Source organism: Pyxidicoccus sp. M15 (genome assembly GCF_056858435.1).
Genome location: NZ_CM166495.1, coordinates 2,343,353 through 2,357,512 on the forward strand (window position 1 = coordinate 2,343,353; position 14,160 = coordinate 2,357,512).

At 70.9% G+C, this 14,160-nt stretch carries 10 protein-coding genes and 16 tRNA genes; 4 read left to right on the top strand and 22 right to left on the bottom strand.

What is annotated here, in order from left to right; genetic code table 11:
* The 19 genes from ACX9TP_RS09355 to ACX9TP_RS09445 form a co-directional block, all read right to left on the bottom strand.
* On the bottom strand, positions 1–2,823 hold the full coding sequence (locus ACX9TP_RS09355; protein WP_482979386.1) for an AAA family ATPase: 2,823 nt from the start codon (positions 2,821–2,823) through the stop codon (positions 1–3).
* Positions 2,824–2,950: 127 nt separating this feature from the next.
* Positions 2,951–3,553: a cytochrome C gene (locus ACX9TP_RS09360; protein ID WP_482979387.1), complete on the bottom strand. Its 603-nt coding sequence runs from the start codon at positions 3,551–3,553 to the stop codon at positions 2,951–2,953.
* Positions 3,554–3,797: 244 nt separating this feature from the next.
* Positions 3,798–3,884: transfer RNA gene (locus ACX9TP_RS09365), tRNA-Ser, on the bottom strand.
* Positions 3,885–4,148: 264 nt separating this feature from the next.
* Positions 4,149–4,691 (bottom strand): HNH endonuclease, encoded by a 543-nt coding sequence (locus ACX9TP_RS09370; protein WP_482979388.1) that lies wholly within the window; start codon positions 4,689–4,691, stop codon positions 4,149–4,151.
* A 22-nt stretch (positions 4,692–4,713) separates the two neighbouring features.
* Positions 4,714–4,787 (bottom strand) — tRNA-Leu (locus ACX9TP_RS09375).
* 133 nt (positions 4,788–4,920) lie between these two features.
* A tRNA-Met gene (locus tag ACX9TP_RS09380) sits at positions 4,921–4,992 on the bottom strand.
* Positions 4,993–5,008: 16 nt separating this feature from the next.
* Positions 5,009–5,083, bottom strand: a tRNA-Arg gene (locus ACX9TP_RS09385).
* Between the two features lie 10 nt (positions 5,084–5,093).
* Positions 5,094–5,168: transfer RNA gene (locus ACX9TP_RS09390), tRNA-Arg, on the bottom strand.
* 6 nt (positions 5,169–5,174) lie between these two features.
* Positions 5,175–5,245, bottom strand: a tRNA-Ala gene (locus ACX9TP_RS09395).
* A 52-nt stretch (positions 5,246–5,297) separates the two neighbouring features.
* A tRNA-Thr gene (locus ACX9TP_RS09400) sits at positions 5,298–5,371 on the bottom strand.
* A 116-nt stretch (positions 5,372–5,487) separates the two neighbouring features.
* A tRNA-Phe gene (locus ACX9TP_RS09405) sits at positions 5,488–5,560 on the bottom strand.
* A gap of 22 nt (positions 5,561–5,582) precedes the next feature.
* A tRNA-Cys gene (locus ACX9TP_RS09410) sits at positions 5,583–5,652 on the bottom strand.
* Positions 5,653–5,661: 9 nt separating this feature from the next.
* Positions 5,662–5,733, bottom strand: a tRNA-Asn gene (locus ACX9TP_RS09415).
* Positions 5,734–5,753: 20 nt separating this feature from the next.
* Positions 5,754–5,825: transfer RNA gene (locus ACX9TP_RS09420), tRNA-Gln, on the bottom strand.
* Between the two features lie 13 nt (positions 5,826–5,838).
* Positions 5,839–5,909: transfer RNA gene (locus tag ACX9TP_RS09425), tRNA-Gly, on the bottom strand.
* A gap of 5 nt (positions 5,910–5,914) precedes the next feature.
* A tRNA-Lys gene (locus ACX9TP_RS09430) sits at positions 5,915–5,985 on the bottom strand.
* 73 nt (positions 5,986–6,058) lie between these two features.
* Positions 6,059–6,129, bottom strand: a tRNA-Ile gene (locus ACX9TP_RS09435).
* 21 nt (positions 6,130–6,150) lie between these two features.
* Positions 6,151–6,225 (bottom strand) — tRNA-Pro (locus ACX9TP_RS09440).
* Positions 6,226–6,250: 25 nt separating this feature from the next.
* Positions 6,251–6,335 (bottom strand) — tRNA-Tyr (locus tag ACX9TP_RS09445).
* Between the two features lie 578 nt (positions 6,336–6,913).
* Here ACX9TP_RS09445 and ACX9TP_RS09450 point away from each other — a divergent pair.
* The 4 genes from ACX9TP_RS09450 to ACX9TP_RS09465 all read left to right on the top strand — a co-directional run bounded on the left by ACX9TP_RS09450 (position 6,914) and on the right by ACX9TP_RS09465 (position 11,540).
* Entirely contained in the window at positions 6,914–8,620 is a 1,707-nt protein-coding gene (locus ACX9TP_RS09450; protein ID WP_482979389.1) for an HAD family hydrolase, read from the top strand.
* A 45-nt stretch (positions 8,621–8,665) separates the two neighbouring features.
* A complete protein-coding gene (locus tag ACX9TP_RS09455) occupies positions 8,666–10,453 on the top strand; it encodes an SLC13 family permease (protein ID WP_482979390.1) in 1,788 nt (595 codons plus the stop codon).
* Between the two features lie 413 nt (positions 10,454–10,866).
* Complete coding sequence (gene rnk, locus ACX9TP_RS09460) at positions 10,867–11,283, top strand: nucleoside diphosphate kinase regulator (RefSeq protein WP_482979391.1); 417 nt, start codon at positions 10,867–10,869, stop codon at positions 11,281–11,283.
* 26 nt (positions 11,284–11,309) lie between these two features.
* Complete coding sequence (locus tag ACX9TP_RS09465) at positions 11,310–11,540, top strand: hypothetical protein (RefSeq protein WP_482979392.1); 231 nt, start codon at positions 11,310–11,312, stop codon at positions 11,538–11,540.
* A 46-nt stretch (positions 11,541–11,586) separates the two neighbouring features.
* Here ACX9TP_RS09465 and ACX9TP_RS09470 read toward each other — a convergent pair whose 3' ends face one another.
* The 3 genes from ACX9TP_RS09470 to ACX9TP_RS09480 all read right to left on the bottom strand — a co-directional run bounded on the left by ACX9TP_RS09470 (position 11,587) and on the right by ACX9TP_RS09480 (position 13,914).
* Entirely contained in the window at positions 11,587–12,168 is a 582-nt protein-coding gene (locus ACX9TP_RS09470) for a HesA/MoeB/ThiF family protein (RefSeq protein WP_482979393.1), read from the bottom strand.
* 9 nt (positions 12,169–12,177) lie between these two features.
* The gene (locus ACX9TP_RS09475; RefSeq protein WP_163996058.1) at positions 12,178–12,426 is read right to left on the bottom strand and encodes a hypothetical protein; all 249 of its coding nucleotides are present in this window, start codon (positions 12,424–12,426) and stop codon (positions 12,178–12,180) included.
* Positions 12,427–12,609: 183 nt separating this feature from the next.
* Complete coding sequence (locus ACX9TP_RS09480) at positions 12,610–13,914, bottom strand: S8 family peptidase (protein ID WP_482979394.1); 1,305 nt, start codon at positions 13,912–13,914, stop codon at positions 12,610–12,612.
* Positions 13,915–14,160: the final 246 nt, after the last annotated feature.

A 14,160-nucleotide genomic window follows, 5' to 3' on the forward strand; every position in this document is an offset into this window, starting at 1 on the left:
TCAGCTCCCCGTGGCGGGGGGCTCCGCGGGGGGACGGGAAATCCACGCGGCGATGAACACGTCCAGCTCGCCGCGCATCACGTCCTTCACGCGCGGGCTGCCGGCGCCGGTGCGCGGGTCCTCCACGCGGGCGCCCCGGCCCACGTAGTAGCGCCGGGCCTCGTCCGTGGAGCCACCCTGGCCGGCCACCACGCGCGCGGCGATGTCCTTCAGCTCGTCCAGCTCGCCCGCGCCGGTGAGGGTGAGCACGCGTCCGGTGGACTCGTCCTTCACCGTCACCTCCGTGCGCACGCGCTGCAGGTAGGCGCCCTCGTGGCTCTTCACCGGACGGCCCTGCACGTCCAAGAGCTCCAGGTCGTCTTCCCCCAGCGCGCCGCCCCGGTGCACGCGCACGTACGCGCGCTGGCGCTTCTCGTCTTCCAGACGCCGGTGCAGGCCCGCCTCGCCCGCGAGGAAGCCGTAGGCGCCCGGGCCGGCGATGCGCACCACCACGCGCGCGGGCTCCTCCGCCTCGGCCACCGCCACCGCCTCGTAGCCGCGCCGCTGCGCCCAGCCCAGGTACATGGTGGCCAGCTCCTGCACCCACGCGTCCTGCGCCTCCGCCGAGTCGCTGGCGCAGATGTCCACCAGCGCCTCGTTGTCCTGCTGCGTGGCGCCGGAGGCATGCAGCGCCTCGGCCATCTGCACCTCGCGCGCGACGTCCTCCACCTGCTTCGCCGCGGAGGCGAGCTGCACCTCGTTCTTCGCCTCGCGCACCAGCCGGCGCGCGAAGAGGCACGCGGCCTCCAGCCGCTCCAGCTCGTTGAGGTGTGCCTCCACGGAGCGGAAGGCGCGGATGACCTCCGCCGCGCGCGTGGGGTCGTCCCAGAGGTTGGGCGCCTGCGTCTCCGCCAGCAGCGCCGCGCGCCGGGTCTCCAGCTCCGGCCGGCCCGAGGACACCGCCAGCGCGCGCGTCTTGCCCACCAGCCGGTCCATCTCGAACAGGAGCGACTTGCGGTCCAGCCGCCGCTTGACCGGGGCCGCGCGCGCGGACGGCAGCAGCAGCTGCGCGGTGGGGGAGGGCGGCGCGGCGGGAGGCTCGGCCACGGCCACCACCCGGCTTCCGGGGCGCGTCTCCACCCGCACCGGCGTGCCCGGAGGCAGCGGCTTGCGCGCAATCTCCACCGCCAGCGCCGCGGTGAGCGTCTTCTCGATTTCACGCTGCAGGTAGCGCGCGCCGAACTGCGGCGAGTAGCCGCGCTCCACCAGCAGGTCCACCACCTGCGGCGTCACCTCCACGTCCAGCGAGCGCGCGCGGATTCCCTCGCGCTCCAGCACGCGGCCCACCTCGCGCTGGGCAATCTTGCGGATGTCCACCTTGGACAGCGGCCGGAAGTGGCAGATGGCGTCGAAGCGGTTGAGGAACTCCGGGCGGAAGGCCTCGCCGATGCGGCGGTCCACCTCCGTCACCATCTCCTCCGAGCGCTTGTGGCCCACGAAGCCCATGCCCGACTCGCGGTACACCTCCGCGCCCACGTTGGACGTGGCGACGATGAGCGTGTTGTTGCACGACACCGTCTCGCCCGCCCCGTTGACGAAGGTGCCCTCGTCGAAGAGCTGGAGGAAGCGGTCGTGCACGCTGCGCGCCGCCTTCTCGAACTCGTCGAGCAGCAGCACGGTGAACACCTTGCCGTCGAGCAGCGCGCTCAGCTCTCCGCGCCGCGTCTCCAGCGCCGGGGCCCACGCCGCGCCGAAGGGGACGCTCTCGTCGCCGTCGTTGGGGTAGTCCGCCATGTTCAGGCGCACCAGCCTGTCCGCCGAGCCGAAGAGGTACTCCGCCAGCAGCTTCGCCAGCTGCGTCTTGCCCACGCCGGTGGGGCCGGCGAACAGGAACACGCCCAGCGGGCGGCGCGGGTCATTGAGGCCCGCCTTGAGCAGCGCCACCGAGCGCAGCACCGCGCCCACCGCGTCCGTCTGGCCGAGCAGCCGCTCCCCGAAGAAGCGCTCTGTCTCGTCCAAATCGAGCGGCATCGCGTCGTCCACCACGAAGCGCGGCAGGCGCGTGGCGGAACAGAAGCGGGTGAGCACGTCCTCCGGGCCCACGTGGTCCTTGGCCGCGCTGGCGGCCTCCGCCGCTGTCTCCTTGAGCAGCTCAATCGCCTTGCGCGGCATCCGCTGCGCGAGCAGGAACTTGGACGACAGGCGCAGGGCGAGGTCACACGCGGCCGGGTCGATGGGCAGCCGCAGCTCCTTCTCCAGCTCCTCCGCCACGCGGCCCAGCACCCAGCGCGCCTTCTCCAGCGGGGGCTCGTGCAGGGGCAGCAGGTGGAGCCGCTCGGCCAGCGCCTCGTCCGAGCGCAGCAATTCCTGCACGCGCTTGGGCTCCGTCTCGAAGATGAAGCGCAGCCCGCCGGTGCGCAGCGCGCGCACGGCCACCGGGGCCAGGGGGCCCCCGAGGGCCGCCGGCAAATCACGGATGTAGACGATGGGGCAGGAGTGCCGGCCCAGGTGCGCGAGCAGCTCCTCGAAGCTCTCCGCGGCCTGGCGCTGGGTGCTGCGCGCGAGGATGTTGGCGACGGACACCTCCACCAGCCGTCCCTGGGCCAGCTCGGCGTCCACGCGCCCTTCCCCGATGCGGCGCGCCACCTCCTGCACGAGCGCGCTCTTGCCCACGCCGGGCTCGCCCGCCAGCAGCGGGTGCTTGCCTCCGCGGGTGAGCAGGCCGAGCACCTCCGTCACGGCGGCGTCCACGCCGTGGGCGGCCGGCAGCTTGCCCTCCCGCGCCAGCGCGGTGAGGTCGCGGTCGATGAGCCGTTCCTGGTCCTCGCTCTTCCTCGTCGCCATGTCGTCAGACGCCCCCTCGCCGGTTGCGCACTCTAACCTTGCTGAACCGCCGTGGTGAGCGCGCAATCCCGAGAGGCCGCCAGCGGGCCCCGGAAGGGCCCGGCGTGAGGGCGGCGAGTGGCCGCTCTCAGGGCGGGGCGGGCGTCGTCCCTGGCTGGGCCGGGGGAATGGCCCGCAGGTATTCGTAGATGGCCCGCAGTTCCGTGTCCCGCATCAGGCCGTAGATGGGCCAGGGCATCACCTGGAGGATGTCCCCGTCGGGCTCGCGGCCGGTGCGCATCAGGGCCAGGAAGGCCTCATAGGACAGGCCCGCCGGCAGACCCTGTGCGTCGGGGGTGAGGTTGGGCGACACCACCGGGCCGAAGGACACCCCGCCCGCCAGGAAGTTCGCGGCGTTCACCTGCGTCGGCTCGCCCTGGAAGGGGTCGCCGCCGACGGCGAAGGGCGGGTTGGTGTGGCAGTCATTGCATGCGGACTGGGCGTTGACGATGTAGCTGCCCAGCCCCACCAGGTCCCGGTCCAGCCCCGTCAGGTCGACGGGCACCGGGGAGATTTGCAGCCCCCGCTCGATGCGCTCGCGGTCCTCGGTGCCCACCGGGTCCTGGGTGTGCTGTTCCTGGGGCGTGTCCGTGGTGGAACCGTCCGACCCGCAGCCGAGGGCAAGGCCCGTCGTGACGGTGAGCAACCCCAGCCCCGCCGCCGCCCAATGGCCCATCCGGAAGTCCTTCATGTGCGCGCATCCTTTCCCTGCACCGGGGTGGTCCCGGTGGCGGGAGGCTAGGGACGGCGCGGGGCGCGGCCATGCTGCGTGCCGGTGTGGGGGCCGCGTCGCCCGGTGCACACCCGGCGCGGGGCCCGGCCCCACGGGGCAGGTCATGCGGAAGTCGGAGGACTCGAACCTCAAGCCGGGAGTCCGGCTCGCACCCGGTAGCAGCGGGGCCTGGCGCCATCGCCAGTCCAACTTCCAGAAAAGACGGAGCAGGGTGGAGTCGAACCACGAGCCCCGTGAAGGGCCCTCCTGGTTTCCAGCCAGGCGGCCGGCCACCCGGCCCGCATGCTCCAGAAAAAGACAGCGGAAGGCAGGGGACTCGAACCCCAAGCGCCGTGCGCTCGCACCGTTTTCGAAACGGGCCGCCGGCCTCCGGCGTCGACCTCCCAGGTGAAAAGTGCCGGCAGCAGCGTTCCCGCCTGCCGGCGCGCGGGGAGGTTTGCGCGGAGCGGGAAGCCCACCTCTGGTGGGACCTCCTACCCCCTCGGTGCACCGTCCCGGGACGGTGCGGGGGCGGAGGCCACCTCTGGTGGCCTCCCTTCATCCCGCGACCTCACTACTCCTCCAGCTCGACGTGCCAGTAGGCCATGTCACCCAGGAACTTGGCCCACGACACGGGCATGCCCTTCTCGAACAGGAAGGTCAGGTGCAGCGCCTCGGGCAGCTTCTTCGGCTTCGTCGGCGTGCTGCGCAGCGCCATCTTCGCCACCACCGGCGTGCGGTTGCCCTTCTTCTGGTTGCAGGGCACACACGCGATGACGACGTTCTCCCAGCAGGTCTTGCCACCCTGCGCGCGGGGGAGGACGTGGTCGTACGTGGCCTCGGGCCGCGACACCTTGTTGCCGCAGTACTGGCAGCGGCAGTTGTCGCGCAGGTACACGTTCTCCCGGCTGAACTTCACGCCCTTGGGACCCCTGCGCAGCCCGCGGATGAAGCGGATGACGGACGGCATCTTCACCGCCACCGTCACCGAGCGCACGAAGCGGTCCTCGTACTCCTCGACCACCTCGACCTTGCCCTGGAAGATCAACATCACCGCGCGCTGCCAGGGGACCCGCGCGACGGGCTCGTAGGATTGACTCAGTACCAGCGTCTCCATGACACGGCGCCTCTCGGGTTGATGTCCACGGCGAGATTCGAACTCGCACTCGGCCGGGTTTGAGCCGGCGGCCTCTCCCAATTGGGCTACGCGGACGTGCTTCGGGAGTTTCTCTGACACACCTCTTGCTGCTCACTGCGACTGCGAGTGCACGCCCCGGGGATCGAACCCGGCCGATACGGTGTGTGGGACCGTCGCCGTCTCCAGCTGGCTCGGCGTGCATGAAGAGTTGCGGAGCAGGGAGTCGAACCCTGCAGCCCGGGCTTATGAGGCCCAGTGGGACGTCCGGTCCCACTCCGCATGAAAGACGTTGGTGATGCTCCCGGCAGGACTCGAACCTGCGACCGTGCGCTTAGGACGCGCCCGCTCTGAATCCACTGAGCTACGGAAGCGTGTGACAGATGCCTCTGGCAGGGCTCGAACCTGCGGCCTCACGGTTCGGAACCGTGCGCTCTCATCCCACTGAGCTACAGAGGCGTGAAGTGGAACCACCGGGATTCGAACCCGGACATCTCGGGTGCAAGCCGAGCGCTCTCCCATTGAGCCATGGCCCCTTGAAGGGGCCGTGAGCCATGGCCCCATGAAACGGTACCGCGGTGCGACGAGTGCTCCCGGTCGGGTTCGAACCGACGACCCCCGGTTTACGAAACCGGTGCTGCTACCAGCTGAGCTACAGGAGCGTTTGAAACAGGCCGCCAGGGTGTTGATCCCCGCTGGCTTCGATTTGGAGTCGAGGCTGCTCCCCGGAGCGCGGCCTATGAAGGTGCTGCATTGCGACGGTGCTGCGTGCTGCGAGTGCCGGCCCCCGGAATCGAACCGAGTCCTCCTGTGCTTCAGACAGGCGCGCGGACCACCTACGCCAGGCCGGCAGATGCTTCTTGTGAGACGGAGAGGCCAGTGCGGGAGTCGAACCCGCCTCAAACGGTTTTGCAGACCGCTGCCGCCCCAGGCGGAACAGGCCATGAATCAGCTCCCCGGGAAGGACTCGAACCTTCAGCCCCGCGGTTAACAGCCGCGTGCTCCGCCATTGAGCTACCGGGGAATGTGCTACGTGCTACCGAGAACCAGGGGCAGGAATCGAACCTGCGCTTGCGGAGTCAGAATCCGCCGTCGTAGCCGTTTGACCACCCTGGTAGAGAGACGTGAAAGCGGGTGACGGGATTCGAACCCGTGTCGTCGGTATGGGAGACCGAAATCCTGCCGCTGGACGACACCCGCGTGAGTACCTCCGGAGGGATTCGAACCCTCACCGCCCGGGTAAGAGCCGGGTGCTCAGCCGTTGAGCTACGGAGGTGTTTGCGTGCCGCCCCTGGAGTGAGCGGGCGGCGTGCTTTCACCACTGCGATTCAGTTGTCAGAGAGCTGCTATCGGGGCACCCGGAGTCGAACCGGGACCGCCCGCTTATCAAGCGGGTGCTCTGCCTTTGAGCCATACCCCGTGCACTGCATCTGGCTGCGTATCTGGGTGACAGGATTTGAACCTGCGGCCTCACGGACCCGAACCGTGCGCTCTGGCCAGACTGAGCTACACCCAGGAGTGGTGCTGCGAATCTGCGGTGATGGGGACGCTGGGAGTCGAACCCAGCGGGCCCTCTCGGGCTCCAGCTCTACAGGCTGGCGCGTCTCCGTAACGCTCTACGTCCCCGGAAGGAGCGGGAGCCCAAAAGCCGAGAGGCCGGGTTCCCTTTGGGGAGCCCGGCCTCTGCATGGCTTCGCGTGTCGGAGACACAGCGGGAGCGTCAGCAGGAGTCGGGCGAGAGGCCGTGATACGAGCGGAGTCCCACGGAAAAGCTCGGGACGGCGGCCGGGCGGATGCACGGGAGGACAGAGATGCTGTGCCAGGGGTTGCTGTTCTGAAACTTGGACTGCATCAGGCTCTTCCGGTTCGTCGTGTTCATGGCCACCGCTCCTTTCATGGGGGACTGACGCGGCGATAATTCATCCCTGACAGCGCGCTGATTTCTTTCTTCGCGGGGCCCTCGCGAGCCCGTGGCGCCGGGGGAAGAAGCGTCGCGCAGGAGGGGTTGCTCCCAAGGAGGTCGAGATGCCCACGTCGCCGCTGCCAGCCCTCGGGAAGCACCCCACCCGCCGGGCAGGGCCGCGCCTTCGTTCGTGCATCCGTCACCGGGCTGCCGCCTGGCTCCTCGCTCGCGTCGGGACGCCTCGCTCGTAGAGGGGTCTCGCGCTTGCTGTCCTCCTCCAACCCCTGACCCCGGGAGTGCCATGCGCTACCTCGCCCTTGCCATGAATCTGGAAGGAACCCTCGCGACCGGCGGCCGTGCCGATGTGGCCGCGCTGGCGGCACTCTCGCGCCTGCGCCACACCGGGCGCCGCGTCGTCCTGGTCACCTCGCGACGGCTTGCGGACCTCACCTCTGTCTTCGCGACCCTGGAGCCCTTCGACTGCGTCGTCGCCGAGAACGGCGCGCTCCTCTACTGGCCCGCGCGTCGCGAGAGCACGGCCCTCTGCCGTCCGGTTCCCGAGTCCTTCGTCCGCACGATGCTCCAGCGGGGTGTCACCCCGCTCGTGCGCGGACAGGCCGTGGTCCATGCTCCGCGCGCCCAGGCCGGCGCGTTCGTCGAGGCCGTGGGCGAGCTGGGCCTCGAGCTGCAGGTCATCTTCGCCGGGGAGCGGGTCCTCGCCGTGCCACCGGGCATCAACAAGGGGGAGGGCCTGCGTGAGGCCCTGCTGTCGCTCGGGCTGTCCGTGCACGAGGTCGTCAGCCTCGGAGCCGGCGCCAATGACCACTCGCTGCTCGACGTGAGTGAGTGCGCGGTGGCCGTCGCCAACGCCCTGCCGGCGCTCAAGGAGCGGGCTGCCTTCACGACGCGCGGAGCGGCGGGCGCGGGGGTGGTCGAGCTCGTCGAGGAGCTGGTCCAGCACGACCTTCGGACGGACGGGGTGTGGACACCGCAGGACGCGCTGACCCTCGGGTACGGCCCGTCGGGTGAGCGCGTAGGGCTCCCCGCGTACGGCGAGAACCTCCTCGTGGTCGGACCGCGCGGGGGCGAGGGGGCCAGCTACGTGCAGGGCTTCCTCGAGCGCCTCCTCCAGCGGCGCTACCAGCCCTGCGTCATCGACTGCATCGGGGACTTCGAGCCGCGCGACGACATGGTGAAGCTGGGCGACAGGCTGCACGTCCCCCGGGTGTCCCAGGTGATGGCGGCCCTGTCCTCCCCGGCCGTGAAGCCCGTGGTGAGCCTCGGCGCGCTGGCGCCAGAGGCGCAGCCCGGCTTCTTCCGTGAGCTGCTCCCCGCGCTCGAGGGGATGCGGCTGCGGACGGGGCGTCCCCACTGGCTCATCGTCAACGGCGCGCAGCGTGTGTGGCCCGCCGGGGCGCCTTCCGCCCATCGCGACGTGCCGAAGCTCGGGGAGACACTCCTGCGGGTCGAGGACCCGGGCGCGGTGGCGCGCCCCATCCTCGAACAGATGGACGTCGCGGTGGGGGTGGGGCCGGCGCCTGCCCGGGCCCTCCAGCAGCTCGCCGGCGCGCTCGGTGAGACGGCGCTGCACCTGCCCCTGTCCGCGGGGGCGGAGCATGCCGTGCTCGCCTGGTTCATCGCGGAGGGGCGCTGGCCGCTGCGGCTGCGGGTACCGTCGCGGAGGGCCGAGCGTCTACGCCGTGCCCCCGAGCAGGTGGAGGGGGACCTGGGCGCCCGCGGCTTCGCCTTCCGGGGCAGCCACGGGCGGACCGGATCGCGAGCGCACAACCTGCGCGCCTTCTGCCACCTGGCGGCGCAGGTGGACGACGACACCTGGCTCTTCCACCTCTGGAACGGAGACTTCTCCCGCTGGCTCCGGGACGCCCTGCACGACGACGCGCTCGCCCGGAAGGTCTCCGCCATCGAGCGCCGCTACGAGCTGCCCGCCGCGGACAGCCGCCGCGAGGTGTGCGGCGTCATTGCCCACCATTACGCGCTGGCGGCCTGAGGCGGGGGCGGCTGGTGCGCCCGTGCAACCCACCAGGAGCGTCACATGTCGACCGATATCGCCCTCGTGCTGGCCATCGTGCTGGTGACCATCGTCCTCTTCTCCCTCGAGCGAATCCCGCTCGAGGTGACGTCGCTGGCCGTGGTCTGCCTGCTGGGGCTCACGGGCGTGCTGACCCCCTCGGAGGCCTTCGCCGGGTTCTCCAACGAGACGGTCATCTTCATCTTCGCGCTGCTGGCGATGACGGAGGGGCTGGCCTCGGCGGGAGTGATGCACCGGGCCGGCAGCTGGCTGTCCCACCTGGGCCGGCTCGGGCCGAGGGGCTTCCTGGTGGGGGTGATGTTCCTGGTCGCGGCCTTCTCCTCGGTGGTCTCGAACACGGTCACCACGGCGGCCTTCCTGCCAGTGGTCCTGAGCGGTGCGAAGGCCGCGGGGCTGCGCCGCGGCCAGGTCCTGATGCCGCTCGCCTTCGCGTCCATGCTGGGGGGAATGGGCTTTCTCTACGGCACCTCCACCAACCTGGTGGTCTCCGCGCGTCTCGAGGACCTCGGCCTCGGGGCCATCGGCCTCGTCGAGCTGAGCCCCGCCGGGGTGCCCCTGGCGCTCCTGGGAATCGCGCTGGTCGTCCTCCTGGCGCCCCGGGTGCTTCCCGTTCGCGCGGGCGCGGAGGCGGACGGTGGGCAGGGCCGCCACTTCGTCACCGAGGCGCGGGTGCCCCATGGCTCCCGGCTCGTGGGGAAGGGGCTGAGCTGGCTCGAGCGCCGCCTGGGGCTGGAGGTGGTTTCGCTCACGCAGGCCGGCTCCATGCTGGCACCGGGGCCGGGCGTCCTCCTGGCGCCGGGGGACCGGCTGCTGCTCAGCGGGCGGCGCCGGGACATCCTGCGCCCCGTCCAGCTGCGCGGCCTGGAGCCGGCGCACGGCGTGGAAGCGCGCCCGACGCGGGGCGGGCCGGAGCCCGTGCTCGCCGAGGCCATCGTGCAGCCGACGAGCGGGCTCGCGGGAGCCCTCGTGGGGGACGTGGGCTTCTCGCGGCGCTTCGGCGTCCGCCTGCTGGCAATCCACCGCCACCCGTCCATCCAGCGGCCCCTGCGCTCGCGGGAGCTGGGCTCCCTGCGCAACGTGCGGCTGCAGCCCGGAGACGCGCTGCTGCTCGCCGGCCCGCGCGAGCGCCTTCTCGCGCTGGTGGACGCGCCCACGCTGCTCTTGATGCCGGACCTGGGCTTCCTGCCGCTGCCACGCCGCTCGCGGGCGCTGCTCGCCGTCCTCATCTTCGTCGCCGCGCTGGTGGCGGGCTCGAGCGGCGCGGTGTCCCTGGCGTTCGCGGGAGTGGCCGGCGTGCTGCTCATGGTCCTCACCGGGTGCCTGGACGCGAAGCTCGTGTTCCGCATCGACTGGCGGGTGGTGCTGCTCATCGGGTCGATGATGGCGCTTGGGCTCGCCATGGAGAAGAGCGGGGCGGGGCAGCTGCTCGGCGGCTTCGCCTCGGAGCTCGGGGAGGTGGGGGGCCCCCGCCTGGTGCTGCTGTGTCTGATGGTGCTGACCGTCGTCCTCTCCATTCCCATGAGCAACCAGGCCGCGGCGCTCGTGGTGCTGCCGGTGGGGTTGAGCGCGGCGGCGGGGCTGGGCGTGGACCCGCGCGGCTTCGCGATGGGGATTGCGCTCGCCGCATCGTGCTCGTTCCTCACGCCCCTGGAGCCCAGCTGCATGCTCGTCTTCGGGCCCGGGCGCTATCGCTTCAGCGACTTCCTCCGGCTCGGGGGGCCGCTCACCGCGCTGATGCTCGCCGCGCTCGTGCTGCTCATCCCATGGGTGTGGCCCCTGCACGGACGGTGAGATGTGGGGAAGTCAATCCACGGGCGACGAGGCCCGGACGCTCACGCCCCGCCGGTTGCGAAACGGCGTTGGCGTATTACACTCGGCGGCATGGATGCGGAGGGCCGTCGGCCCTCCACGGTGTGACCGCCCTCATGGCCCTCGTGACGTCAGCCCTGGTGAGCACTGGAACCCGCCAGGTCGCGGACGGCCGGGTCATGCTCGCGCACGGCCGGGCCACGGCCTGGCTTGGGACGGACGCCACGCGCCTTTCCTAGCGTGCGGCGTCCTCCCCCTCTCATCCTGCTCTGAGCCCAGCGTCGTCCCCCGCTGCTCGACAGCGCCCCCGCTCGTGGGGCGCCTCCACAGCCACCCTTCTCTCACTGCCTCCGCCGTCGCTGGCGGGGCACGACTCCCATTGCAAAGGAATCCCCATGCACACCCTCCACACCGTTGCCGTCACCGAGCTGGACCTGGAGCGCCTGCAGCGGGTGCTCGACCTCCATGGAAATGACGCCTCCACCGAGCACGCAGAGGCGCTCGAGTGGAAGCTCTCGAAGGCGCACGTCACCTCGCCCGAGGCCGTGCCGCCGGGGCTCGTGACGATGAACAGCACCGTCCTCTTCGAGGATGAGGGGAAGGGTGAGTTCCAGCAGGTGACGCTCAGCTACCCCAAGGACGCGCGGAGTGCTCCCGGCCGCGTGTCGGTGCTCGCGCCCGTGGGCGTGGCCCTCCTGGGACTGTCGCAGGGGCAGCGCGTGGAGCTGGACGTGCCCGGTGGCCGCCGACGCCGGCTGCGGGTGGTGTCCGTGCCCTACCAGCCCGAGGCCGCGGGACACTTCCACCTGTGAGCGCGTCCGAGCCCGGGAACGACACCATGCGCGAGGACCGCTGGCAGCACCTGCTCCACACCGCCCTCCTCCTCGATGACGATGGGGCAACGCTCGCCCTGGGCGGCACGCCTGAACGCGAGGAGCGCCAGCGTCGGGTGAAGCTGCTCCTGGGCAGTCTTGTCGAGGTGTTCCCTTCGAGCCTCGACCCCGTCGATGACTTCGAGGGCTACGCCGTGCGACGGCTGGCCCAGGCGCTCCTTCGCGCGCTGGAGTAGGCACGAGAAGAGCCCCCGGAGCGCGAGCCCCGGGGCCTCCGTGTCTTCAAGCGCCCATGGTGGGAATGACCGCCGTCAGGTTGACCAGGGCATCCCGCTTCACGCCGTGCTTCACGAAGTCCTGCACGGCGCGGGCGAGCGTCGCGGCCAGCAGGCCCAGCAGGGGCAGGTGCGCGCCGCCCTCGCAGGTGGCCTGGCCCGCGGTGTCCTCGGCGTCCGGGGTGAAGCGCTCGTCCCAGCGCACCAGGCCGAAGGTGCCGTCCGCGCTCACCGCCCCGTGGACGAGCGGCTTGCCCGCCTTGCGCGCGAACTCGCTGAGCAGCAGGCGGCTGTCCTGGTTGTCGAAGCAGTCCACCAGCAAGTCACCTCCGCCGCACAGCGCCTCCACGTTGTCGCGGGTGAGGCGCACGCCGAAGGACTCGGCCTTCACGCCGTGCAGGTTGAGCAGCTGCAGCTTGAGGGCCTCGGCCTTGTTCTTCCCCACCGAGGGCTTCACGTACGCCTGGGCGAGCAGGTTCTTGGACTCCACCCGGTCGAAGTCGATGAAGGCCAGCTGGGCCTCCAGGTTGCGGCACAGCACCGCCGCCGAGGAGCCGATGGCCCCCACGCCACAGAAGAGGATGCGCATGGCTTCACCTCACCGGGCGCCGAACGGCACCTTGGGGCGCAGGTAGATGCGCTCGTCGCCGCGCGCACCGCGGAACCGGTCCACCACGTAGTGCTGGAAGGCGTCCTCGCGCAGGTGGTTCAGGTGCAGGCCGGGCACCCCGCCGGAGCGCACCAGCTCCGCGGCGATGCGCCGCACGTCCGTGTCCGACACCGGCCGGTCCAGCTCCACCGGCACGTCCGCGGACATCCCGTCATAGGTGATGTTGAGCGTCGCCATGGCTTCGTGCCTCCTCACGCCGCGGGCGGGACGCGAGGAACGCGGCCGGCCGGGCACTGTGGCCGGGACGCGGGCGGGGGCGGCTTCCTGACGTCTACCGGGCCAGAGGGGCCCGCAAAGCAGACAGCCCGGCTCCCGTAGGCGGGGAGCCGGGCTGCCTGGAGCACCTCCGCGTGGGAGGGGTTACCGCGGGGTGCTATCAGTGACAGGAGCCGGTGCCTGGATGCGCGCCCTCATGACGGTGGGGAGCAGGGGCACGGCGCCAATGAAGCCCGAGTAGGCCATCCGGTTGGGCGAGCACCAGCCGGGGTTGGCCACCTTGTCGGTGGTGAAGTTGGAGAGCATGGCGGTGGTGATTTCCTCCGGCGTGGCCTTGGGGTTCATCTCGAGGAAGAGGGCCACCACGCCCGCCACGTGGGGGGCCGCCATGGAGGTGCCGCTGAGGACGCGCGTCGCGTCGTCGCCGTAGTGCCACGAGGAGGTGATTTTGTTGCCGGGCGCGAAGACGTCCACGCAGTCACCCCAGTTGGAGAAGGACGCACGCTGGTCCTCGTCGTCGGTGGCGGCCACGGTGATGGCCTCCGCCGTGCGCGCGGGAGAGCGCTTGCACGCGTCCGCGTCCTCGTTGCCCGCTGCGACGACGTAGGTGACACCCGCGGCGATGGAGCGGCGGACCGCGTCGTCGATGGCCTGGTCGGTGTCACCGCCAAGGCTCATGTTGGCGACGGCGGGGGCCTGGTGGTTCTTCGTCACCCAGTCGATGCCCGCGACGACGCCCGACGTGGAGCCGGAGCCGTCACACCCGAGCACGCGGACGGAGTGGACGGTGGCGTTCTTGGCGAGGCCGTAGGTGCCGCCCGCCACGGTGCCCGCCACGTGCGTGCCGTGGCCGTGGCAGTCATTGCCCTTCATGCTGTCGCCCACCGAGTCGAAGCCGGCCGAGGCCCGGCCGCTGAACTCCCGGTGCGAGAAGCGCACGCCCGTGTCGAGGACGTACACATGCACGCCCAGCCCCGTGGCGTTGTACATGTAGAGCCGGTCGAGCGGCAGGTCTCGCTGGTCCACCCGGTCGATGCCCCAGGTGGGACGCGGCTGGCTCTCGGCGAGGGAGACGACGCCGTTCTCCTGCACGTAGTCCACGGCCGGGTCTCTGGCCATGGCCCGCGCCTGGGCCTCGCTCATCTTGCTGGCGAAGCCGCGCAGCGCGTGCTCGTACACGGCGAAGGCGCTGCCGCCGTACTTCGCGGTGAGGCTGTGCGTGGCCTGCGTCACCGCCATCTGCGTCAGGCTCGCCTCCGGCGCCTTCAGCACGACGATGTACTCGCCCGGCACCTTCTTGCGGACGGTGAGGAACTTCCCCGTGCGCTGCTGGCTGACGGTGATGCTCTTGGCGGCCGGGTCCCTGCACGGCGCCTGCTGCGACGCACACGCACCCAGGAACACCAGCGCGCCCACGGTGAGCGTCCACTTCAGGATGTGTCGATACATGTTTCACCTTTGGAAAAGGAGTTGTCCGGGTGAAACGGATCGACGTTAAAAGCGGTTTATCCCTGATTCGGCCCTCTGGGATGAGACAGCGGTTCTTCAATGAACAGGCGTGTGGGGATGTCAGGGGGGACGTGTATGGTTTTGCAGGGTGGCGGTCTCGGGGTGGAGCAGGCAGGGAGGCGGCGGCGCGGGATTTCCGCTGTTCGCGGGCCCATGGCAGGCTGCGCGCACGCGCTTCGTACGCAC

Bases quoted from the DNA above. Each gene is read 5' to 3' on its own strand.
- ACX9TP_RS09465 (WP_482979392.1), top strand. From the start codon at position 11,310: ATGCGCGAGGACCGCTGGCAGCACCTGCTCCACACCGCCCTCCTCCTC.
- ACX9TP_RS09370 (WP_482979388.1), bottom strand. From the start codon at position 4,691: ATGGAGACGCTGGTACTGAGTCAATCCTACGAGCCCGTCGCGCGGGTC.
- ACX9TP_RS09450 (WP_482979389.1), top strand. From the start codon at position 6,914: ATGCGCTACCTCGCCCTTGCCATGAATCTGGAAGGAACCCTCGCGACC.
- rnk (WP_482979391.1), top strand. From the start codon at position 10,867: ATGCACACCCTCCACACCGTTGCCGTCACCGAGCTGGACCTGGAGCGC.
- ACX9TP_RS09355 (WP_482979386.1), bottom strand. From the start codon at position 2,823: ATGGCGACGAGGAAGAGCGAGGACCAGGAACGGCTCATCGACCGCGAC.
- ACX9TP_RS09470 (WP_482979393.1), bottom strand. From the start codon at position 12,168: ATGCGCATCCTCTTCTGTGGCGTGGGGGCCATCGGCTCCTCGGCGGCG.
- ACX9TP_RS09480 (WP_482979394.1), bottom strand. From the start codon at position 13,914: ATGTATCGACACATCCTGAAGTGGACGCTCACCGTGGGCGCGCTGGTG.
- ACX9TP_RS09475 (WP_163996058.1), bottom strand. From the start codon at position 12,426: ATGGCGACGCTCAACATCACCTATGACGGGATGTCCGCGGACGTGCCG.
- ACX9TP_RS09455 (WP_482979390.1), top strand. From the start codon at position 8,666: ATGTCGACCGATATCGCCCTCGTGCTGGCCATCGTGCTGGTGACCATC.
- ACX9TP_RS09360 (WP_482979387.1), bottom strand. From the start codon at position 3,553: ATGAAGGACTTCCGGATGGGCCATTGGGCGGCGGCGGGGCTGGGGTTG.